This window comes from Paenibacillus sp. JCM 9796 (genome assembly GCF_055379675.1).
The window spans coordinates 3,960,019-3,981,503 of the sequence record NZ_AP043723.1 but is presented as its reverse complement, the minus strand read 5'-3'; the positions used below and the strand labels follow the sequence as shown (position 1 = coordinate 3,981,503).

General features: G+C 51.6%; 14 protein-coding genes, 7 tRNA genes and 3 rRNA genes. 6 read left to right on the top strand and 18 right to left on the bottom strand.

Going from position 1 to position 21,485, the window contains the following annotated elements:
• The first annotated feature begins 57 nt into the window (after positions 1-57).
• Positions 58-750: a response regulator transcription factor gene (locus ACZ439_RS19300; RefSeq protein ID WP_464620052.1), complete on the top strand. Its 693-nt coding sequence runs from the start codon at positions 58-60 to the stop codon at positions 748-750.
• Between the two features lie 162 nt (positions 751-912).
• Complete coding sequence (locus tag ACZ439_RS19295; RefSeq protein WP_430104089.1) at positions 913-2,463, top strand: putative bifunctional diguanylate cyclase/phosphodiesterase; 1,551 nt, start codon at positions 913-915, stop codon at positions 2,461-2,463.
• A gap of 156 nt (positions 2,464-2,619) precedes the next feature.
• Here the strand turns inward: ACZ439_RS19295 and cyoD are convergent, their stop codons facing one another.
• The 5 genes from cyoD to ACZ439_RS19270 all read right to left on the bottom strand — a co-directional run bounded on the left by cyoD (position 2,620) and on the right by ACZ439_RS19270 (position 7,121).
• Positions 2,620-2,976 carry a cytochrome o ubiquinol oxidase subunit IV gene (cyoD, locus tag ACZ439_RS19290; protein WP_054798395.1) on the bottom strand — a complete coding sequence of 119 codons (357 nt, stop codon included), beginning with the start codon at positions 2,974-2,976 and terminating at the stop codon, positions 2,620-2,622.
• Between the two features lies 1 nt (position 2,977).
• Positions 2,978-3,607: a cytochrome o ubiquinol oxidase subunit III gene (gene cyoC / locus ACZ439_RS19285; protein ID WP_054798396.1), complete on the bottom strand. Its 630-nt coding sequence runs from the start codon at positions 3,605-3,607 to the stop codon at positions 2,978-2,980.
• On the bottom strand, positions 3,607-5,586 hold the full coding sequence (locus ACZ439_RS19280; protein WP_464620051.1) for a cbb3-type cytochrome c oxidase subunit I: 1,980 nt from the start codon (positions 5,584-5,586) through the stop codon (positions 3,607-3,609). The genes cyoC and ACZ439_RS19280 overlap by 1 nt, the downstream gene beginning before the upstream one ends.
• 24 nt (positions 5,587-5,610) lie before the next feature.
• A complete protein-coding gene (cyoA, locus tag ACZ439_RS19275) occupies positions 5,611-6,594 on the bottom strand; it encodes a ubiquinol oxidase subunit II (protein ID WP_054800382.1) in 984 nt (327 codons plus the stop codon).
• 266 nt (positions 6,595-6,860) lie between these two features.
• On the bottom strand, positions 6,861-7,121 hold the full coding sequence (locus tag ACZ439_RS19270; RefSeq protein WP_054798397.1) for a hypothetical protein: 261 nt from the start codon (positions 7,119-7,121) through the stop codon (positions 6,861-6,863).
• Positions 7,122-7,345: 224 nt separating this feature from the next.
• Here ACZ439_RS19270 and ACZ439_RS19265 point away from each other — a divergent pair, with 224 nt between their 5' ends.
• The 3 genes from ACZ439_RS19265 to ACZ439_RS19255 are packed head-to-tail and all read left to right on the top strand — an operon-like array spanning position 7,346 to position 10,267.
• The gene (locus tag ACZ439_RS19265; protein WP_464620050.1) at positions 7,346-8,257 is read left to right on the top strand and encodes a decaprenyl-phosphate phosphoribosyltransferase; all 912 of its coding nucleotides are present in this window, start codon (positions 7,346-7,348) and stop codon (positions 8,255-8,257) included.
• A 20-nt stretch (positions 8,258-8,277) separates the two neighbouring features.
• Positions 8,278-8,637, top strand: a complete 360-nt coding sequence (locus ACZ439_RS19260; protein WP_464620049.1) for a DMT family transporter — start codon at positions 8,278-8,280, stop codon at positions 8,635-8,637.
• Positions 8,624-10,267, top strand: a complete 1,644-nt coding sequence (locus ACZ439_RS19255) for a hypothetical protein (RefSeq protein WP_464620048.1) — start codon at positions 8,624-8,626, stop codon at positions 10,265-10,267. The genes ACZ439_RS19260 and ACZ439_RS19255 overlap by 14 nt, the downstream gene beginning before the upstream one ends.
• 111 nt (positions 10,268-10,378) lie before the next feature.
• Here ACZ439_RS19255 and ACZ439_RS19250 read toward each other — a convergent pair.
• The 10 genes from ACZ439_RS19250 to ACZ439_RS19205 form a co-directional block, all read right to left on the bottom strand.
• Positions 10,379-10,450: transfer RNA gene (locus tag ACZ439_RS19250), tRNA-Gly, on the bottom strand.
• A gap of 22 nt (positions 10,451-10,472) precedes the next feature.
• Positions 10,473-10,545: transfer RNA gene (locus tag ACZ439_RS19245), tRNA-Lys, on the bottom strand.
• Positions 10,546-10,565: 20 nt separating this feature from the next.
• Positions 10,566-10,642 (bottom strand) — tRNA-Asp (locus ACZ439_RS19240).
• A 44-nt stretch (positions 10,643-10,686) separates the two neighbouring features.
• Positions 10,687-10,763 (bottom strand) — tRNA-Met (locus ACZ439_RS19235).
• An 8-nt stretch (positions 10,764-10,771) separates the two neighbouring features.
• Positions 10,772-10,847: transfer RNA gene (locus tag ACZ439_RS19230), tRNA-Val, on the bottom strand.
• A 6-nt stretch (positions 10,848-10,853) separates the two neighbouring features.
• Positions 10,854-10,925, bottom strand: a tRNA-Glu gene (locus ACZ439_RS19225).
• Positions 10,926-10,952: 27 nt separating this feature from the next.
• Positions 10,953-11,028, bottom strand: a tRNA-Asn gene (locus tag ACZ439_RS19220).
• 34 nt (positions 11,029-11,062) lie between these two features.
• Positions 11,063-11,179 (bottom strand): 5S ribosomal RNA (gene rrf, locus ACZ439_RS19215).
• A gap of 198 nt (positions 11,180-11,377) precedes the next feature.
• Positions 11,378-14,446: ribosomal RNA gene (locus ACZ439_RS19210) — 23S ribosomal RNA — on the bottom strand.
• Positions 14,447-14,650: 204 nt separating this feature from the next.
• Positions 14,651-16,192 (bottom strand): 16S ribosomal RNA (locus ACZ439_RS19205).
• The 16S, 23S and 5S rRNA genes sit together here with 7 tRNA genes alongside, the layout of an rRNA operon.
• A gap of 297 nt (positions 16,193-16,489) precedes the next feature.
• Here ACZ439_RS19205 and ACZ439_RS19200 point away from each other — a divergent pair.
• On the top strand, positions 16,490-16,675 hold the full coding sequence (locus tag ACZ439_RS19200) for a hypothetical protein (protein ID WP_464620047.1): 186 nt from the start codon (positions 16,490-16,492) through the stop codon (positions 16,673-16,675).
• A gap of 164 nt (positions 16,676-16,839) precedes the next feature.
• Here the strand turns inward: ACZ439_RS19200 and ACZ439_RS19195 are convergent, their stop codons facing one another.
• The 3 genes from ACZ439_RS19195 to ACZ439_RS19185 form a co-directional block, all read right to left on the bottom strand.
• Positions 16,840-18,009 carry an ROK family protein gene (locus ACZ439_RS19195; protein ID WP_164751714.1) on the bottom strand — a complete coding sequence of 390 codons (1,170 nt, stop codon included), beginning with the start codon at positions 18,007-18,009 and terminating at the stop codon, positions 16,840-16,842.
• A 255-nt stretch (positions 18,010-18,264) separates the two neighbouring features.
• Positions 18,265-20,280: a methyl-accepting chemotaxis protein gene (locus ACZ439_RS19190; protein WP_127604736.1), complete on the bottom strand. Its 2,016-nt coding sequence runs from the start codon at positions 20,278-20,280 to the stop codon at positions 18,265-18,267.
• Positions 20,281-20,328: 48 nt separating this feature from the next.
• Positions 20,329-21,480, bottom strand: a complete 1,152-nt coding sequence (locus tag ACZ439_RS19185) for a Gfo/Idh/MocA family protein (RefSeq protein WP_127604738.1) — start codon at positions 21,478-21,480, stop codon at positions 20,329-20,331.
• Positions 21,481-21,485 lie beyond the last annotated feature (5 nt).

Sequence of the window (21,485 nt, the reverse complement as noted above, 5' to 3'; positions counted from 1 at the left end):
TTTGGTAAGTGTTAGCGTCTCTAACATTTGATCGTTTAAAGGCGGGTGGCCGATAACGTGTACAAGGTACTTATCATAGAAGATGATAATATTATTGGAGAAATGCTCAGACTGTATTTGACCGAGGAGCGCTTCATCGTATTTCGCGCAGAAACCGGCAAGGACGGCATGATGGCGCTCGGCACCTTTAAACCGGATATCCTTCTTCTGGATTTAATGCTGCCGGACGCGGAAGGAGTCGGCCTATGCGCCACGTTCCGGGATTTGACGACGGCGCCGATTATCGTCGTCTCCATGAAGACGAACGTGACCGACCGCATACAGGCCCTTACGGCCGGCGCCGACGATTATCTCTGCAAGCCCTTCAGCATGCAGGAGCTGAAAGCCCGTATCGATGCGGTTTTGCGCCGCTCCCTGGTCGCGCCGGCATTGCCTGAAGCCGTCGAAACGGATCGCGATCCGGGCGACGAGATTCAACTGGATGCCGACCGGCGAATGCTCATCGTGCGCGGGAACTACGTAGAGATTACCTACTCCGAATACGAAATTATGAAGCTGTTCTGCCACAATCCCGGCAAAGTATTTTCCCGGGAAGAATTAATCAACGCCGCCCGCGGCTACGATTCGTTCGTGAACGACCGGGCGATCGACGTGCATGTGACCAATTTGCGCAGAAAAATGGAGAACCGTCCGAAGGAGCCCGTTCATATTAAAACTGTCTGGGGCGTCGGATATAAGTTTATTCCATAGCCATAGCCCGCTCCCCCGCGGTAACAAGCCGACTTCCGTTTAAGCGGAATGTCGGCTTATTGTCGATAAATTAACAGGCGCTTAACGATTATTCCTAAACTTTCCAAATACATTCACCTTATACTGGAAAAAGTTAAGGTTTACTGGGAGGATAGGATCACCGTGATCGGAGATATCGCAAGGCATGTATGGCACAGTGTGCTTGATGTAGGGTTATTTCTTGTTTGGACAAACCGGTGGAATCAGGCTGCGGCGCGAAGCGCGGCCATACGCCGCTTGATGGCCGCAGGCTTGCTCTGGGGACTTGCCGACCTCTTGTCCTTCGTTATTGCTTTCCCCGGGCAGCAAGCCGGTATCCGGGAATGGAGTCTTTACCTGCTGCTCTCCTTGTCGCTTCATGCCGCCGCCTTATTAGTTGGCGCTTATGCACTCGACTTTCCGTTAACGCGCAGCCGACGGCCCTACTGGAGGCCCTGCCTGACCAAGCACCGCTGTATGATGGAGCAGTTGAACCGGCTCGTGAATAAAGAAATTCCTTTTACCGTCGTTCTTTTCCAGATTCACAACCTGCAGGATATGAAGAAACGGTATGGTCCTGACGTTTGCCAAAGCTTACTCGATACGATGTCGGCCCGTATTCAGGGAAGGCTTCAGGCCGATTGGCGCATGAGCTTATCCGAAGACAATCTTTTTTGGATTTGCGTGGAGGGCGGAACGCGTGAGGAGCTTATCGAATGGAAATTTATAACCAAGTGCGAGCTGGTCAAGCCTTGGATGGTCCGATCCAAACACTTCTACGCCGAGGTTGCGTCCTCTCTCGTCACCTATCGGGGCGACGAGGAAGGGTTGGCAGCGCTGGTGGAACGTGCGCTAGGCTCGTTACGCCTTCCCCACCCGGAGCATTTGGGCGTGACTGTTCAGCCTGACCCGGAAGCGGCTCGGCGCGCCGAATTGACCGAGCACCTGCGCGACGCCTTGAAGCTGGGACAATTCAGTGTACATTACCAGCCGCAATTCGATATTCGCAGCGGCCGGGTGCGCGGCTTCGAAGCGCTGCTGCGCTGGCGCCATCCGGAGCACGGCTTCATCTCGCCCGCCGAATTTATTCCGCTGACCGAGGCGTCCGGCCTGATCGTACCGCTCGGCATGTGGGTGCTGCGCCAAGCGTGTGAGACGGGCACTTCCTTGCTCGGCGTGTTCCCGGATGCCGTCATGTCCGTGAACGTGTCCGCCGTCCAGATTAACGACCCGGACTTTCCCGAATGCGTGAAGGAGATCGCCCGTTCCGCCGGGCTGCCGCCCCACCGTCTCGAGCTGGAAGTGACCGAAACGGCGCTGATGGCTTCGCTTGAATATGCGCAGCGGCAGCTGATGCGATTAAGCCAGGCCGGCATTATACTCGCGCTTGATGATTTCGGGGTCGGTTACTCCTCTTTGAACTACTTGAAAAAGCTGCCCTTCCATGTGGTGAAAATCGACAAGAGCTTCACGAACGATCTCACCACCCCGAAGGAAGCGAAAGTGACCGAAGCGATCATTCAGCTTGTCAAACATCTCGACTACCGTGTCGTGGCCGAAGGAGTGGAAACCTTCGATCAGTTGAACCGGCTGAAAGAGATGGACTGCGACGTCGCTCAAGGCTTCCTGCTGAGCAGGCCGCTTGCGCCGGAGCAGCTGCCGGCATTTATCGCTAAACACCTCGTCCACCCGTAACCGGCCTCCGGGGTTGTGTTCCCCTTTCCAGCCTAAGAGGTCCGGGCCTTCATGTCAGCGGCTTTTCGCCTTCGTGAGACTTGCTTCAGCGCCTCGCTTCCCAAAAACAAAAAGACCCTTACGACGCGCGTAAGGGTCTACAAGTATGAGCTGCGCTTAATGCGCCACCGCGTTATACGTCATGATCCAGATCGAGCCCGCCACGATGGTCAGCAGGATGATCAAACCGAGAATGAGCGCCATGATGTTCCAACGGGCATTCTCTCCTTCCTTCAGATGCATAAAGAACAGCAGCTGAACGGCGAATTGCAGCACCGCCATGACGAGAATCAATAAGATCGTGCCGGTCTGGCTCATCATTTTGTTCATCACGACCACGAGCGGGATGACCGTCAGCACAATCGAAAGCAGAAATCCAATGACGTAGGACTTCAGGGAACCGTGCGAGCCGTTGTGTGAGCCGTGTTGCTCGTGTCCGTGTCCGTGCGAAGAAGCCGCGTTTATACGCTCCATCCTACATCACCCCCATCAAATAAACGACCGTGAACACGAAAATCCAGACGACGTCGAGAAAATGCCAGTACAGGCTGATTACTTCGACCTTGCGTTTGGTGACCGGCGTAATGCCTCTGCGGCGAAGCTGAAGCATGAGGCCGACCATCCAGACGAGCCCGAGCGAGACGTGCATACCGTGCGTCCCGACCAGGGCGTAGAAGCTCGACAGGAACGCGCTGGTGCTGATTGTCGCTCCTTCGTGCACCATATGCACGAATTCCGACACCTCCAGCGTAATGAAGGCAGCGCCCAGCAGCGCGGTTACCCCCAGCCAGCCGATCAGCTGGTTTTTCTTGCCTTGATGCATCGCGAGCACGGCGAGACCGCTCGTGAAGCTGCTCGTAAGCAGGATGAACGTCTCGGCGATGATACCGGGCATGAGGAACAGTTCTTCCGGCGTCGGTCCGCCGTTCGTATTGGCACGAAGAACGACATACGTAGCAAACAAGGTGCCGAATAAGATACAGTCGGTAATGAGGAAAAGCCAAAACCCAAACGTTTTGAGCGACTCTTGGTCGTGATGGCCGTCGTCGTGCGCATGATCGTGCGAGTCATGCCCATGTCCGTTGTGAACTGCCGTGTGCGCCATTAGACTTTCGCCTCCCTTAACGTTCTTTCCGTCCGTTCGATTTCGTCGACCGGGATATAATAATCAGTATCATAGGTGAACGAGCGTACCAGCATGCAAATGGCGACGCCGACCAGCGCTGGAATCGTCAGCCACATCCAATCCCAGACGAAGCCGAATCCGGCAAAAAACCAGAACGCCGACATGATGAATGGAATGCCGGAGTTTTTCGGCATGTGGATCGGTTCGTACTTCGGCTTAACCGTATCCGAAGGGCTGATTCCGTTCGCGCGCTGCTGCTTCGTTTCCCACCAATCGTCAAGCTTGCCCGCCTGAGGCACGACTGCGAAGTTATACACCGGCGCCGGAGAAGGAATCGACCATTCGAGCGTCCGGCCGTCCCACGGGTCTCCAGTCGTATCGCGTCTGTTCTGCTTGATGCTGTAGGCGATCTGCCATACTTGGAAGATGAAGCCGATCCCCATCAGGAACCCGCCGATCGTCGACACCATATTGAGCGGGCCCCAGCCCATGTCGAAGTCGTACGTGTACATCCGACGCGTCATGCCCATCAGACCGAGAATGTACTGCGGCATGAAGCAGACGTAGAAGCCGATGTTCCACAGCCAGAACGCCCATTTGCCGAGATGCTCGTTCAGCTGGAAGCCGAACATCTTCGGCCACCAGTAATACAGGCCGGCAAAGTAACCGAACGCCACGCCCCCGATCAGTACTTGATGGAAGTGGGCGATCAGGAAATAGCTGTTGTGGAACTGGAAGTCGGCCGGTGCGACCGACAGCAGCACTCCGGTCATCCCCCCGACTACAAAGCATGGGATAAAGGCGATCGTCCATAGCATCGGCGTCGGGAAAGAGAGCCTTCCCCTATACATCGTAAACAGCCAGTTGAATATTTTGACACCGGTCGGTATCGCGATCGCCATCGTCGTTAAGGCGAAGAATGCATTAACGTCAGCGCCCGAACCCATCGTGAAGAAGTGATGCGCCCAGGTAAAGAACGACATCACGCTAATGCTGAACATGGCAAAAACCATGGATTTGTAGCCGAACAGCTTCTTCTTGGAGAACGTCGCCACAATCTCGGAGAAAATCCCGAATGCGGGCAAAACGACGATGTACACTTCCGGGTGACCCCACATCCAGATGAGGTTGATATACATCATCGGGTTACCGCCGCCGTCAAGCGTGAAGAAATGCGCTCCGACGAAACGGTCCAGGAATAACAACGCGAGCGTAACCGTCAAGATCGGGAAGGCGAAAATGATGATGACGCAGCTGGAAAAAACAGACCAGGTGAACATCGGCATTTTCATCAATTTCATGCCTGGCGCGCGCATCTTCAGGATCGTTACGATAAAGTTGATCCCCGTCGCCAAGCTACCGATACCGGAAATTTGAATGCCCCAAATATAAAAATTTTGCCCGACGCCCGGACTAAACTGCAGACCGGACAACGGCGGATACGCGAGCCAGCCCGCATCCGGCGAGCCGCCGATAATGAAGGAGACGTTGAACAGCATCGCGCCCCAGAAAAACATCCAGAAGCTCAGCGAGTTCAAGAACGGATAGGCGACATCGCGCGCCCCGATTTGCAGCGGAACGACGATGTTGAACAGCCCGAACATGAGCGGCATGGCCATGAACAAAATCATAATGACGCCGTGCGTCGTGAAAATTTGGTTATAGTGCTCCGCATGCAGAAACTCGGCGTTCGGCACCGCGAGCTGCAGCCGCATCAACAGGGCGTCCACTCCGCCGCGGAACAGCATAAGAATGGCACAAATAATATACATGATGCCGATCCGTTTATGATCGACGCTCGTCAGCCATTCGCGCCACAGCCAGCCCCACTTTTTGAAGTACGTGAGCACGAACACGATAGCGACCATCGTAAGTCCGATACTGACCTGAGCGCCGAGGATGAGCGGATCGCCGGTTACGAAAAACTCGGAAGCAAATTGCTTGATCTTATCCAGCATGAGCGAACCTTCCTCTCGTCTAAATTAATGCCCCGCATGTTCGTGTGTCGTAGACGACTGCGGATTCGGCTTTGTTTCTATGACCGGCTGCGCCTTGGGAGCCTCGTTCTGTGCCGGTGCCCCGTGACCTCCGTGCGCTCCATGACCTTGGCCGTTAACCGCGTATTTCGTTACGATTTGCCCGAATAAGCCTTCCGGGAACGAAGCATAATATTGCGGGTTGGATTTGCCTGGCTTGGCCAGCTCTTCATAGCCTTCCATCGATAACACCGGAGACGTGCGTTTCACGCTGCCGACCCACATCTTGAATTCTTCTTCCGACGTCGCTTTCACATCAAAGGTCATATCGGCAAAATGCTCGCCGCTGAAATTAGCGCCCGATCCGTAGTAAGTTCCCGGATGGTCCGCTTGCAGAAACAACGTCATCGCCATGCCTGACATCGTATACATCTGCCCCCCCAGCTGAGGAATCCAGAACGAGTTCATTGGCGCATCCGAGGTTAGCTCGAATTTAATCGGCACATCCTCGGGAATTTGCAAATAGTTCACCGTTGCAATGCCTTGCTCCGGATACATGAACAACCATTTCCAGTCCAGCGATGTCGCTTGGATCGTAATCGGCTTCTTCTCCGATGCGATCGGCTTCGAAGGTTCGAGCTCATACGTATACCGAACCGTTACGACGCCGAGCACGATGATAACCAGAATGGGAATGCCCCACCATACCGCCTCCATAACCGTACTATGCGCCCAGTCTGGCCGATAGGTCGCTTTCGTCCCCGGCTTATCGCGGTACCTCCATACGATATAAGCGGTCAGAGCCAGCACCGGCACCAGAATGATCGCGCACAATATCGTTGAAAACCAAATCAAATCTTTCTGACTTTCACCAATCGGCCCTTTTGGGTCCATCACGATGATTTGTTCCGCGCACCCCGACAATAGCAGGACCATGCCTACGATTAAGAACGGGAATGCGAGCCGAACAGCCCTTTTCGGTTTTGCCATGACGATCCTCCTATCCTCGTTCAACCCACGATGAAAACTTTGTGATTTACTTCACTTATCTATAACTATAACTTAACAGATTTCCGCGGTTATTGAATCAGGGTTAACAAATACGTCAAGCAATCGCCTTGATCCTGTAAAACAAATGTCACCGGTTCGACATTGACGGTAACCTGTCTTTATGAGAATGGATACACGCAAAAAGGCCAATCCAGTCTGCTCGACAAGATTGGCCTTGCTTCTGTTTTAGCAAAATATCGTTGGTTTTATTCCGTTCTTGAGGCTGCGCGCGAATGCACCAAGTGGATCGCTGTGCGGATGACGTAAATATGAACGCTGCCGACCATAAAGCCGATGCCGACCATCAGGGAAGGATTCCGATCGCTGAAATGATGCAAGTTAAGCAAACTGAGTACAAAGCCGATACCGAGTAGGACCCAAGCCGCCACCGTCATCATCGTGACTAGACGACCCACATCCCGCCCACTGTGATTTACCTCGTTAGCCGATGCCGTTCTCGTCGTCATGCTAATCACTCCAATCTGAGATGAAAGTGTTTTCTTTTCCTTAGTATACCACATTTTTCGCAATTTGTTCAAAGTTTTTTCACGCTTTGGACAAAGAAAGGACAAAGAAAGGACAAATTTGCAGACGCATCCGTATAAATCATTTACATTTTTGGAAAAATAGTTGGGATAAAAGAGAAGCAAGGTTCAGTTTACACCTATGCTTGGAAAAGGGAGCAAAAATCATGACAGACAGCATGTTGTATCAAGCCAGAAATTACCGCAGCTTCATGGAGACCTCCAAACTGTTATTTATGCAGCTTCGTCCGAAGCAATGGACGAAGAACATGCTCGTCTTTGCAGCTTTTACTTTTTCCATCGACAAAATGCACCCCGGCGCTGTTATCCATAGTCTTACCGCGTTTATCTTGTTTTCATTCGTATCCGGCTGCGTTTACATTTTGAACGATTATATGGATCGGGAAGCCGATCGCCAGCATCCTGACAAACGCCATCGTCCCATGGCCTCCGGCCGATTGAATCCGCAGCTCGCCGTTGCCTTCGGCTTCGTGCTGTTCGTCTGCTCCATGGCCGCGGCTGTACGGGAACATCCGCTGTTCGCCTTGCTGCTCTTCATTTATTTTGCTCTCAACGTTGCCTACTCGCTTGCCTTGAAGCAAGTCGTGATCATCGACATTATGATTATTGCAGCAGGGTTCGTACTGCGCGCACTGGGCGGGGGTATCGTGATTCAGGTTCATTTTACGCCGTGGTTTTTGCTATGCGTATTTCTGCTCTCGCTTCTGCTTGCGATCGGGAAGCGCCGGCACGAGTTCATGCTGCTGCAAAATGACAAAGGAACTCACCGCAAGGTGCTTGATAAATATTCCGAAACGCTTCTGGATCAGATGACGGGGATCGTAACGACAGCGACCATCATCTCTTACAGCATGTTTACGTTTTTATCGGGACGTACCATTCATTTAATGTGGACGATTCCTTTTGTTATTTACGGTGTGTTCCGGTACCTTTATCTCATCCATGTCCTCGGCAAGGGCGGCAAGCCTGAAGAATTGCTGCTTCAGGACACAGGAATTGTGACGACGGTCATGACTTACGGTATTTCAGTTGTGTTTATTCTCAAGGCATTCGGTTGATTAATGAAAAGGAGCTCCGTATGCAAGCGTACATGTACTTGCTCTTATCCGTTCCGCTTGGAGCTGTAGGACAGGTTTTAATGAAATGGGGCGCTATGCTGACGCCCGCAGAAATAACCGGATCGGTATGGCACCGGAACATTCAGATGTTTACCAATGCCCCCATCCTGTCCGGGCTTGGATTGTATGCCGTATCGGTGGCGTTCTGGATTTGCGGTTTGCGGAGCATCCCCCTATCCAAGGCGTACCCTATGGTGGCTGGCGGCTATATCATCGTGTTTGTGCTGGCGGCCGTTATTTTTCATGAACCGGTCACGCTGCCCAGAATGGGCGGTCTAGCCTTGATCGTGCTGGGGGTGCTTGTGCTTGCGATATCATAGACGGGAGCCCTCCATGCACCGGGGGGAATGGAGCCTTGATACAGCTCTGCTGCTCATCTCCGTTCTAGGCATCGGTTACACGGCCATCCTGACGGCCCTTCTGTGTAATTTGCCTCCGCATGCAGCGGTATTGACGCCGATTGCGCTAGTTCTCTGGGTCATATTCGGAATAGCCATGCATAGATGGGGGATTTCATTCGCCCGGACTTCGTATGCGCTGGCCATTCTTGGGGTGACTCTATCTCTATTCATGAGCACTTCGATTCTCGATACGTCATATGACGGCCAAGTGTATCATATTCTTGCAATCAGTTCCATCAAGGAAGGCTGGAATCCACTGTACCATTCTGCGTTTCCGCTTTCGATCTGGATTGAGCATTATGCCAAGGCGCCGTGGCTGCTTGCGGCGTTTTTCTATGCTTATTGGCCTTCGATCGAAGTCGGTAAGGCAACGAACGTGATTTGCTGGCTGGCCTCTTTTTTTGCAGCTTTTGGCGCATTGGCCCGCATTTTCCGGAACCGCTCTCTCTTCGTCTTAGGTTTATCGGGCGCCGTTATGGCGGCGAATCCTGTCGTTGTGGCGGAATTGTTTACGTATTATAACGATGGTCTGCTGGGCAGCCTGATGTTGGTTTACATCGCGGCTCTTGCCCATTATGCCAAGACATTCGAGCGAAAATCGCTGATCCTGGCGTCGGTAACGCTGCTGCTTCTGCTGAACATTAAATTTACGGCCATCGTTTATGCGGGATTGATCACTCTTATTTTTGTGGTTTACCTGACGTTTGCGAACAGGTTCAAATCGGTTATCGTCACCTTAACTTTAGGTCTTACCTTCATGGCCGGTATCATCGGATTCGGCTATAACCCCTATGTTACCAACACGGTTCATAAGGGGCATCCGTTTTATCCGCTGGCCGGGTCCGGCAAAATCGATATTATATCAGCCAACCAGCCGGCCGATTTTGCAGGCAAAGGGACGCTTGAGAAAATGGTGCTTTCCTTGACCCGGAAAACCGGCAATCCGATTCAACCCCTGCAATCGGAGCCCCGCGACTTGTTTACGCTAGATCTGGATGAAATCAAAACCGAATTCAGGCACATGGATCAAGATACAAGAATCGGCGGTTTCGGCCCGTTCATGTTTTGGATCGCGCTGGGCTCCATTGCGCTCGGGTTCCTGCTTCTCGCGTATGATTGGCGTCTGGCGCTTGGGGCGGCTTTAGCGGTCGCCGCTCTGTCAGCGACTGTATTCATCAATCCGGAGAGCTGGTGGGCCCGCTATGTGCCGCAATTTTGGCTGATACCGGTCGTTATCGCTCTATGCGGATATGTTGCCCGGCATAAGGTGCCGAAATGGGCCGCCCTTTTACTGCTAACGTTGATCGGATGTAATGCGCTCGGTTCGAACTACCGGCTGGTGCACGTGCAAGTCAAGAACAGTCAGCAGTTGAAAGCCCAGCTGGATGCGCTGCCGGTCCGTCTCCAGATTCATCGCGAAGGCGAGGGCTTTGCTTCTGTTCCCCTTCGTTTGCGGGAACAAGGGATTGCGTTCACTTACGCGCAAAACGAACTTTCCTGCAAACATCCGGACCAAATAAAGTTCTCTATCGTCCGTTATTGCGACTAAAATTCCCATTCGGGCGGCTCGGTACCCCGACTGTACGGAGCCACACACCCTGATATAAGAAAAAAACATGCCTTTGATCATAACGATCAAAGGCATGTTATCTTAAAGGAAAGCGGAAGACGGGATTCGAACCCGCGACCCTCGCCTTGGCAAGGCGATGCTCTACCCCTGAGCCACTTCCGCAAGAGATTGGAGGAGTAAAAAGTGAGCCATGTAGGACTCGAACCTACGACACCCTGATTAAAAGTCAGGTGCTCTACCAACTGAGCTAATGGCTCGTACTGCACTTTATCAAAAATGGCGGAGCCGACGGGATTCGAACCCGCGGTCTCCTGCGTGACAGGCAGGCATGTTAGGCCTCTACACCACGGCTCCACACGAAGTTATTCGCTCTCGAAGTTCATACCTCGAAAGAAAATTGGTTGCGGGGGCAGGATTTGAACCTGCGGCCTTCGGGTTATGAGCCCGACGAGCTACCGGGCTGCTCCACCCCGCGATAGCAAATGGTGAACGCTGACGGGATCGAACCGCCGACCCTTACCCTGTCAAGGTAATGCTCTCCCAGCTGAGCTAAGCGTTCATAGACTGACCCGTAGGGGATTCGAACCCCTGTTACCTCCGTGAAAGGGAGGTGTCTTAACCCCTTGACCAACGGGCCATAATTATGTATAGATTGTGGAAAGAATGGCTCCCCGAACAGGACTCGAACCTGTGACAACTCGATTAACAGTCGAGTGCTCTACCAACTGAGCTATCGGGGAATGTTATCGAATGGAGTCATGGTGTCATGCATCCGCTTGGCGACGTTCTACTCTCCCAGGACCCTGCGGTCCAAGTACCATCGACGCTGGAAGGCTTAACGTTCGTGTTCGGGATGGGTACGCGTGGTTCCCTTCCGCCATCATCACCAAACGGATGTTGATGCTTCTGCCGCGAAACATCAGATCTTGCCATTCAAGGCGGCTTGCACCTTGAAAACTGGATACGAAACTCAGCATGCTGAATGCTTTTATTGGGGCCCACGCAAAGTAATCGGAATCAGCTTCGTCAGCTTCACGTCACTTTGTGGGGATACCATATGCTTCCGAAGCAGTTTCCTTCGGAAACTTGTAGGATAAGCCCTCGACCGATTAGTATTCGTCAGCTCCACACGTTGCCGCGCTTCCACCCCGAACCTATCAACCTCGTCGTCTACAAGGGGTCTTACGAATTGGGAAATCTCATCTTGAGGGGGGCTTCACGCTTAGATGCTTTCAGCGCTTATCCCGTCCGTACTTGGCTATCCAGCCGTGCTCCTGGCGGAACAACTGGTACACCAGCGGTACGTCCATCCCGGTCCTCTCGTACTAAGGACAGCTCCTCTCAAATTTCCTGCGCCCACGACAGATAGGGACCGAACTGTCTCACGACGTTCTGAACCCAGCTCGCGTACCGCTTTAATGGGCGAACAGCCCAACCCTTGGGACCTACTTCAGCCCCAGGATGCGATGAGCCGACATCGAGGTGCCAAACCTCCCCGTCGATGTGGACTCTTGGGGGAGATAAGCCTGTTATCCCCAGGGTAGCTTTTATCCGTTGAGCGATGGCCCTTCCATGCGGTACCACCGGATCACTAAGCCCGACTTTCGTCCCTGCTCGACCTGTTTGTCTCGCAGTCAAGCTCCCTTATGCCTTTGCACTCTTCGAATGATTTCCAACCATTCTGAGGGAACCTTGGGGCGCCTCCGTTACTCTTTAGGAGGCGACCGCCCCAGTCAAACTGCCCACCTGACACTGTCCCCGTACCGGTTCACGGTACCAGGTTAGAACTCCGATACGATCAGGGTGGTATCCCAACGGCGCCTCCACCCACGCTGGCGCGCAGGCTTCCCAGGCTCCCACCTATCCTGTACAGATCGTACCAAAGTCCAATATCAAGCTGCAGTAAAGCTCCATGGGGTCTTTCCGTCTTGTCGCGGGTAACCTGCATCTTCACAGGTATTAAAATTTCACCGGATCTCTCGTCGAGACAGCGCCCAAGTCGTTACGCCATTCGTGCGGGTCAGAATTTACCTGACAAGGAATTTCGCTACCTTAGGACCGTTATAGTTACGGCCGCCGTTTACTGGGGCTTCGGTTCACAGCTTCGGGTTGCCCCTAACCGCTCCCCTTAACCTTCCAGCACCGGGCAGGCGTCAGCCCGTATACTTCGCCTTGCGGCTTCGCACAGACCTGTGTTTTTGCTAAACAGTCGCTTGGGCCTTTTCACTGCGGCCCCCTCGGGCTATTCACCCTACCGAGGCACCCCTTCTCCCGAAGTTACGGGGTCATTTTGCCGAGTTCCTTAACGAGAGTTCTTCCGAGCGCCTTAGCATGCTCTGCTCGCCTACCTGTGTCGGTTTGCGGTACGGGCACCTTCTCCCTGGCTAGAGGCTTTTCTTGGCAGCCTGAACTCATGACCTTCGGTACTTAAATTTCCCTCCCCATCACAGCCCAGCCTTACGGTGTGCGGATTTGCCTACACACCAGCCTCACTGCTTGGACTGAGCAATCCATAGCCCAGCGTCACTATCCTTCTGCGTCACCCCATCGCTCATAACGGTTCACGGTGGTACAGGAATTTCAACCTGTTGTCCTTCGACTACGCCTTTCGGCCTCGCCTTAGGTCCCGACTTACCCTGAGCGGACGAACCTTCCTCAGGAACCCTTAGGCTTACGGCGGATCAGATTCTCACTGATCTTTTCGTTACTCATACCGGCATTCTCACTTGTATGCAGTCCACCAGTCCTCACGATCCAGCTTCTACCCGCATACAACGCTCCCCTACTGCCCGCATCGTGTTCACTCCAGCTTCGAAGCAGGATGTTTAGCCCCTGGAGACATTTAGCCAGATTCTTTCATCAACTTTAGTCGTTGAATCTGGCGAATGTCCCGTGGCCAAACATGACCTCAAAGACGCAGTGAACACGATGCTGACTCATAGCTTCGGTGGTGTGTTTAGCCCCGTTACATTTTCGGCGCAGAGTCACTCGACCAGTGAGCTATTACGCACTCTTTCAATGGTGGCTGCTTCTAAGCCAACATCCTGGTTGTCTGTGCAACTCCACATCCTTTCCCACTTAACACACACTTGGGGACCTTAGCTGATGATCTGGGCTGTTTCCCTCTTGACAATGGATCTTAGCACTCACTGTCTGACTCCCGGGATAACGTCTGTGGCATTCAGAGTTTGACTGGACTTGGTAACCCTTGGCGGGCCCCGCACCCAATCAGTGCTTTACCTCCACGACGCATCTCCCGAGGCTAGCCCTAAAGCTATTTCGGGGAGAACCAGCTATCTCCGAGTTCGATTGGAATTTCTCCGCTACCCCCACCTCATCCCCGAATTTTTCAACATTCGTGGGTTCGGGCCTCCAGTGCGTGTTACCGCACCTTCACCCTGGACAGGGGTAGATCACACGGTTTCGGGTCTACGCCTACAAACTATTTCGCCCTATTCAGACTCGCTTTCGCTGCGGCTACGGCTTCTCACCTTAACCTTGCTTGCAAACGTAACTCGCCGGTTCATTCTACAAAAGGCACGCCATCACCCTGTTGACGAACAAGTTCGCAACATAGGGCTCTGACTTCTTGTAAGCACACGGTTTCAGGTTCTTTTTCACTCCGCTCCCGCGGTTCTTTTCACCTTTCCCTCACGGTACTGCTTCACTATCGGTCACCAGGGAGTATTTAGCCTTGGCAGATGGTCCTGCCGGATTCAGACGGGGTTTCACGTGTCCCGCCCTACTCAGGATACGCCTAGGGTGTTCGCAGACTTTTGGTTACGGGGCTTTTACCCTCTATGGCCGGCCTTTCCAGACCTGTTCGCCTAACCTGCTGCACCCATGACGGCGTCCTACAACCCCAAGGAGCAAGCTCCTTGGTTTGGGCTAATCCGCTTTCGCTCGCCGCTACTGACGGAATCACTTTTGTTTTCTTTTCCTGAGGGTACTTAGATGTTTCAGTTCCCCTCGTATGCCTCCTATGCAGCTATGTATTCACTGCATGGTACGTGAGTATTACCTCACGCGGGTTCCCCCATTCGGACATCCCCGGATCAATGCCTGCTTACGGCTCCCCGAGGCGTTATCGTTGTTCGCCACGTCCTTCTTCGGCTCCTGGTGCCTAGGCATCCTCCGTGTGCTCTTTATAGCTTATCCAGCTATCACATGTACGACCGAAGTCGTACCGGATTTTGATTCAGCATTGTTGCTTTGTTTCGTTTATCCAGTTTTCAAGGAACAAACTTTACTGAAAGGCTATTGCGCCTTTCAAAACTAAACATCGAAGTGAGTGCTTCTGTATACAGCAGTGGTGCTGCTGTAGATTTGTCCGATGACCTACAGTCATCATGGACTCCATAGAAAGGAGGTGATCCAGCCGCACCTTCCGATACGGCTACCTTGTTACGACTTCACCCCAATCATCTACCCCACCTTCGGCGGCTGGCTCCTTGCGGTTACCCCACCGACTTCGGGTGTTGTAAACTCTCGTGGTGTGACGGGCGGTGTGTACAAGACCCGGGAACGTATTCACCGCGGCATGCTGATCCGCGATTACTAGCAATTCCGACTTCATGCAGGCGAGTTGCAGCCTGCAATCCGAACTGAGACCGGCTTCTAAGGATTCGCTCCATCTCGCGACTTCGCTTCCCGTTGTACCGGCCATTGTAGTACGTGTGTAGCCCAGGTCATAAGGGGCATGATGATTTGACGTCATCCCCACCTTCCTCCGGTTTGTCACCGGCAGTCAACTTAGAGTGCCCAACTTAAGTGCTGGCAACTAAGTTCAAGGGTTGCGCTCGTTGCGGGACTTAACCCAACATCTCACGACACGAGCTGACGACAACCATGCACCACCTGTCTCCTCTGCCCCGAAGGGAAGGTACATCTCTGTACCGGTCAGAGGGATGTCAAGACCTGGTAAGGTTCTTCGCGTTGCTTCGAATTAAACCACATACTCCACTGCTTGTGCGGGTCCCCGTCAATTCCTTTGAGTTTCACTCTTGCGAGCGTACTCCCCAGGCGGAGTGCTTATTGTGTTTACTTCGGCACCAAGGGTATCGAAACCCCTAACACCTAGCACTCATCGTTTACGGCGTGGACTACCAGGGTATCTAATCCTGTTTGCTCCCCACGCTTTCGCGCCTCAGCGTCAGTTACAGTCCAGAAAGCCGCCTTCGCCACTGGTGTTCCTCCACATCTCTACGCATTTCACCGCTACACGTGGAATTCCGCTTTCCTCTCCTGCACTCAAGTCTCCCAGTTTTCAGTGCGAACCGGGGTTGAGCCCCGGGCTTAAACACCAAACTTAAAAGACCGCCTGCGCGCGCTTTACGCCCAATAATTCCGGACAACGCTTGCCCCCTACGTATTACCGCGGCTGCTGGCACGTAGTTAGCCGGGGCTTTCTTCTCAAGTACCGTCACCCTCAGAGCAGTTACTCTCCGAGGCGTTCTTCCTTGGCAACAGAGCTTTACGATCCGAAAACCTTCATCACTCACGCGGCGTTGCTCCGTCAGGCTTGCGCCCATTGCGGAAGATTCCCTACTGCTGCCTCCCGTAGGAGTCTGGGCCGTGTCTCAGTCCCAGTGTGGCCGATCACCCTCTCAGGTCGGCTACGCATCGTCGCCTTGGTGGGCCATTACCCCACCAACTAGCTAATGCGCCGCAGGCCCATCCGTAAGCCACAGGTTGCCCCGTGTTTCATGATTCCCCCATGCGGTGAAACCAGCTATCCGGTCTTAGCTACCGTTTCCGGTAGTTATCCCGATCTTACAGGCAGGTTGCCTACGTGTTACTCACCCGTCCGCCGCTAACCTATCCCGAAGGATAAGTCCGCTCGACTTGCATGTATTAGGCACGCCGCCAGCGTTCGTCCTGAGCCAGGATCAAACTCTCCATTAATGTAGAAAGCTGACTTGCTCATTGTTGAAGCTAGCTGAGATATTGCTATCTCTTATTTAAAGCACTCACTCGATGTTCAGTTTTCAAAGGGCAATTTCACAACGCTTCGTAATGTAACACATTCAAATCGTTATTGCAACTTGTTTTTTTCTTCCATTCAAGGGGTCTAACCACATGCTCAGAAGTTCTCAACTTGTTTGCATTCGCCGATTGTTTCAACGGCCGAATCGTAATGTACCACATCCGATTCGATTTGGCAACTGCGTTTTGTTCTTCCATTCAAGGGGTATATCCGCCATGCTTAGAAGCTTTCAACTCGGGCTGCGTCCGCTGCTCTATCAAACAGCCGGAATCGTAATGTATCACATCCGATTCGATTTGGCAACCGTGTTTTTGTTCTTCCATTCAAGGGGTATATCCGCCATGCTCAGAAGCTTTCAACTCGGGTTGCATCCGCTGCTCTATCAACAGCCGGAATCGTAATGTACCACATTTTGATATGGGTTTGCAAGTCCAAAATCATTCCTTACCTTACGGCAGCCACAACGAAAAAGCCCCGAGGACTCCCCACTCAGGCCCGCTCACAGGACAAGTGGAGTCTCCAAGGCTATTCATTGCAAATAACGAAGGATCCCGTGGTTTAACGGTTATTGAAGCTTGGCTTTCGGTTCAAAAAACGTATGCGCATTGTCATCCGTAGAATTGATGATTAGTTGATCTATAGTCATAAAAGCTCCGCCAATCAATCCGGCCTTTCGTCCAAGAATCGATTTATTAATGATTAAATTACGTGTTGCGAGCGGCAGGGATCTCTGATAAATCCCTTGTCTTATAGCTGCCAATACAATATCGCCAAATTCGGATACACCGCCGCCAATCGAGATTAATGAAGGATTGGAATAATTAACGAGAGATGCGAGGACTCGCCCTATTAAAGCACCGCTATCGCGAATTAACTCCACCGATAAGGAATCCAGTCTTTGAATGCCCAGGCCTATGTCTTTAAGCGTTAGCCCTCCTTTTTCCTCTACGATATCAAGCAAGAAATCGCTTCTCCCGGCCAATGCCAGCTCCTTCGCCTTCGAGGCAATCGCCTTCCCGCCTGCAACCGCCTCTAGACAGCCTGTATTGCCACACCAACAGTTGACATCCGCACCGACATCAAAATGGCCGATATCCCCGGCGCTGCCGCTGGAGCCGCGATACAGTTTGCCGTCGTAGATGATCCCTGCGCCGATACCCGTCCCGATTTTAATATAAATTAAATTGTCTATTTCGAAGTTTAATCCCTTGGCATGTTCCCCTAAGGCCATAATGTTTACATCGTTATCGACATAACAGGGGCAATCAAAATATTGAGACCAGAACTCCCGGATCGGATAGCGGTCCCATCCCGGCATAATCGGCGGTGAAATCGGCAGGCCGGAAGCAAATTCGACGGGGCCGGGAATTCCGATGCCGATCCCTAATACCGTGCTCTTACTGATATGATGTTCGAGCATCAATTGTTCTACCATTTTATAAATATACGTTAATACGGTCTCCGGACCTTCGCTCAGGTTAACCGGCGAACGATCATAACATAAAATATTACAGTCAAAATCCGTTAGTGCCACTTGGACACTGGACGTTCCTAATTCGACCGAAATGATATAACCGACGTCTTTATTTAACGTATATAGCCTCGGCTTTCTGCCGCCGCTTGAATTTCCTATATTGGAAACTTGTATTAAATTTTCTTTGAGCAAACGTTCGATATGGTCTGATACAGCGGATAAGGATAGCCCGGATACGGCTGCTACATCCGTTTTGGCCATCGGATCCTTAGCTCTTCTTATGATCTGGAGAACATTTGCAGTCATGGAAAGCAACGTTATTTCACCACTTTCATATTTCTAAATACAAAACAACACTTGCAGGTTGTAACAAGCGTTGATTTGGACGGTTGTATCCTAATCTAATATAAAGGCCCTCCATCTAATAGTAAATCATTTTCTATTTCCATACTTAAACACGAGGGGCTATCCCGGAAGTCTGTTTAAACTTTTAGGATAGCCCCGTCAGCATGCATCCTATTCACTTATTTTGAACTTGGATAAGGATTCCTTCAGCGCATCCGACAACTGCTTGAGCTGCGTCGACAGCCCAACAAGCTCACGGCTGATTTTCAACTGCTCGCTGCTCTGAGAGGCAACCTCTTCGGACACGGCGGACGCTTGCTGGGATACCGCGCTAACGTTGCCGATCGATTCGCCAAGGGCGGTTTGCGATTCCTTCAATTGCTGAATCAATAACGTGCTGTCGCCTAATTTGCTGATGACATGCTCCATCGAATCGTGCACGCTCTGAAATATCGCATTCGCTTCCTTGACGGCATTCACTTGAGCGGAATAAATCTGCCGCGATTCCAAGAACGAGGAGACCGTTCCTGTAATCTCCTCCTGAATCGCATGGATGATCCCAGAGACGACCTGGATCGATTCCCTCGATTGGCTGGCAAGGCTTCGCATTTCTTGGGCAACCACCATAAATCCTTTACCTGCTGCGCCGACCCTGCTGGCTTCAATGGCTGCGTTCAATGACAAAATATTGGTTTGGTTATTGATTTGCTCCATCACCTGGATGATTTTTTCGATGGATCCAGTACTTTCTTGCAGCCGTCCCATTTTGTCGGCCATTGTACGCAAAGTATCTTCGGCTGTGTAAGTATCCGTCATGAGGTTGCTCATATGATGAATGCCTTCATTACTTATCAGCATGACTTCAGATGCGGATGCCGAAATTTCCGAATTGCTCTCCGCCACCGACAACAGCTGCAGCTGGGTGTTTTGCGTGATTTCATTGCTGCGCATCGCTTCCTCGGCCAGTGTTCCGGCTCCTGAGGCGATACTTTCCGTAGCCATCGCAATCTCTTTGGCGGAAGTCGAAGTTTTGTCCGATCCGGAGACGATCTCATTGGCCGTATGAAGAACTTTGCCTGCAAGAACGCTTGTATCGCTAATAAGCGATGTGATTTTCTCAATCATTTCGTTGAAGCTGTTTCCCAACTGGCCGATCTCGTCTTTACTTCTGTGATCCGACTTTACGGTTAAATTCCCTTTTGCTCCTGTTTGCATTAAATCGCGAATTTGGATTAACGGTCTGCCGACTCTTCTTACAATTAAATAACCGATGACAACAGCCAGCAGTGCGGCCGAGATTGCGCACAGGACGGTGATACGGAAAATATAATTAGCTTCGGCGTACAAAAACTGCTTCGGAATAAAGCCGATTAAGGACCAGTTCGTCACATCGGACACCTTGTAAACGACTAAAGCTTCCATCCCGTTTGCCTTAATGCTGAATTGCCCCTCCGCTTCGTCCAGCTTAAGCGAAGCAACCTGATCGGTAAACGACGGGTCTGTGCTTGCTACGACTTGACCGGAAGACTCCCGAATCAACACATTGCCCGATTCCAGCTTCACCTTGTCCAAGGTTTCCGACAGCAGATTCGCATCAAACTCGATCAACAGTACGCCAACCGTTTCGTTTAATGAGTTTTTCAAGACTTGTGCAACGGCAAATAGTTGGGTGTTTTCCTTCCCCAGACCTAGATAACCCCGCTCGCGAGGCGCAAGCCAGAAAAACTTGCCGCCGCCTTCGATTGTCTTTTTGTACCAATCCTGCTCCATAAATTGAGTTGGAATTTTTTGATTCGATGTACCGAAAGAACCCTTTTCGTTCAACAGGTAAATGCCCTCGGCATTCGGATTCGAGTGAAGCAACAGGTTCATCGAACTCAATATTTTCCGATGGATGGCGACTCTTTCATCCTGATCGACCTCAAAATACAGGAGCTTCCACATCTGATCCATAAGCTCGGTATTGGTTTGGATTTGGCTGGATATCGTTTCGAAATCACGAAACATAAAATCCAGCTTTTCACTCGCTTGGACGACCGTCTGCAACGATGCTTTGGAAACCTGACTGCTTATCGTATTTTTGGAGATATTATAGGAAACTAAACCAACCGTTAATACAAAGGTCACGATGCTGATAAAAAAAATAAGGAACAACTTGGTTCCAACAGATTGAAATCTACTTATCAAGCGAATGGCCGCACCTTCATTCTCTATGGAATATGAATTACGATCATCTTAACTGACCGTCTCTACTTTGACCCAGCTTCCGGTGTCGGCGCTTTTCACGATGGCATCGATAATCAGCATAATTTGATACCCTTCCTTGAAAGAAGCGACGGAATCCGAAATCAAGGACTTCGATCTTACAGCATCGTAAAAGTTTTGCATCATGTTTTTGAGGCTTTCTGTCCAGCCCTCTTCATGCCCGCCGGGATAGTGCAGGAAGGGAAGCGCTTCTTTCTTCAACAAACTCGGGTCTCTCAAGACGGTTTCGCTCGGTTTGTCCCGATATCCCACGACCAATCGAAACGACTCCTCTTGCTTCCAAGAACCGGAAGCAAGGTCGCCGTCTAAATTTAACTCCAGCGCATTTTTGTTTCCTGCCGATACTTGGGAAACGGTAAATACGCCCCTCGATCCGTTGTCGAATTTGACCAATACCGAGCAGTAATCTTCGGTTTTGATTTCAACGGGCTCTGTCTCTTTCTGTTCGCTTGCTTGAAACGTCTGCTGCCCCTTTAACGGTTTATAGCGTATAGGGTAAACGATCGATGTATCAGCCAGAACCTCCGTAATTCTCGCCCCTGTCACGTATTGTGCAAGGTCGAACAAATGGGAGCCGATATCGCCGATGACACGCGTGCGTCCGCCATACTCGGGTTCTATGCGCCAGTTATAATCGGTTTGGTACAACAACCAGTCTTGTAAATAATGGCCTCGGACAATTCGGATATTGCCCAAATCATGTTCCCTTACCATACCGCGCAGATGCTGAACCATAGGGAATTGCCGGTAGTTAAAGTTGATTCCGGTTACGAGATCTTTCCCTTTGGCCAAATGGTACAATTCTTTCGCTTCTTCGCTCGTCAACGTTAATGGCTTCTCGGAGAGCAGGTGTTTCCCGTGCAATAAGATCTGCTTACTGGTCTCATAATGCAGGTAATTAGGCGTACAATTATGAATCACATCGATGTCCTTATCCTGCAGCAGGTCCATATAGTTCCCGTAAGCTTTAGGAACGTTCAACGATCTGGCAGCTTCTTCAGCCTTCTCTTGGCCATTCTGTGCGACTGCAACCACATCGACAAAGCCAAGCCGCCTTATCGCTTCAATATGGGCTTGCCCGATAAACCCCGCTCCCAATATCGCCGCTCGTAGGTTTCCCATAGCAA

What these genes read in the sequence shown, in the direction of transcription:
- cyoD (WP_054798395.1), bottom strand. Translation starts at nt 2,976, where the DNA reads ATGGAGCGTATAAACGCGGCTTCTTCGCACGGACACGGACACGAGCAA.
- cyoC (WP_054798396.1), bottom strand. Translation starts at nt 3,607, where the DNA reads ATGGCGCACACGGCAGTTCACAACGGACATGGGCATGACTCGCACGAT.
- ACZ439_RS19280 (WP_464620051.1), bottom strand. Translation starts at nt 5,586, where the DNA reads ATGCTGGATAAGATCAAGCAATTTGCTTCCGAGTTTTTCGTAACCGGC.
- cyoA (WP_054800382.1), bottom strand. Translation starts at nt 6,594, where the DNA reads ATGGCAAAACCGAAAAGGGCTGTTCGGCTCGCATTCCCGTTCTTAATC.
- ACZ439_RS19270 (WP_054798397.1), bottom strand. Translation starts at nt 7,121, where the DNA reads ATGACGACGAGAACGGCATCGGCTAACGAGGTAAATCACAGTGGGCGG.
- ACZ439_RS19265 (WP_464620050.1), top strand. Translation starts at nt 7,346, where the DNA reads ATGACAGACAGCATGTTGTATCAAGCCAGAAATTACCGCAGCTTCATG.
- ACZ439_RS19260 (WP_464620049.1), top strand. Translation starts at nt 8,278, where the DNA reads ATGCAAGCGTACATGTACTTGCTCTTATCCGTTCCGCTTGGAGCTGTA.
- ACZ439_RS19200 (WP_464620047.1), top strand. Translation starts at nt 16,490, where the DNA reads ATGCTTAGAAGCTTTCAACTCGGGCTGCGTCCGCTGCTCTATCAAACA.
- ACZ439_RS19195 (WP_164751714.1), bottom strand. Translation starts at nt 18,009, where the DNA reads ATGGCCAAAACGGATGTAGCAGCCGTATCCGGGCTATCCTTATCCGCT.
- ACZ439_RS19185 (WP_127604738.1), bottom strand. Translation starts at nt 21,480, where the DNA reads ATGGGAAACCTACGAGCGGCGATATTGGGAGCGGGGTTTATCGGGCAA.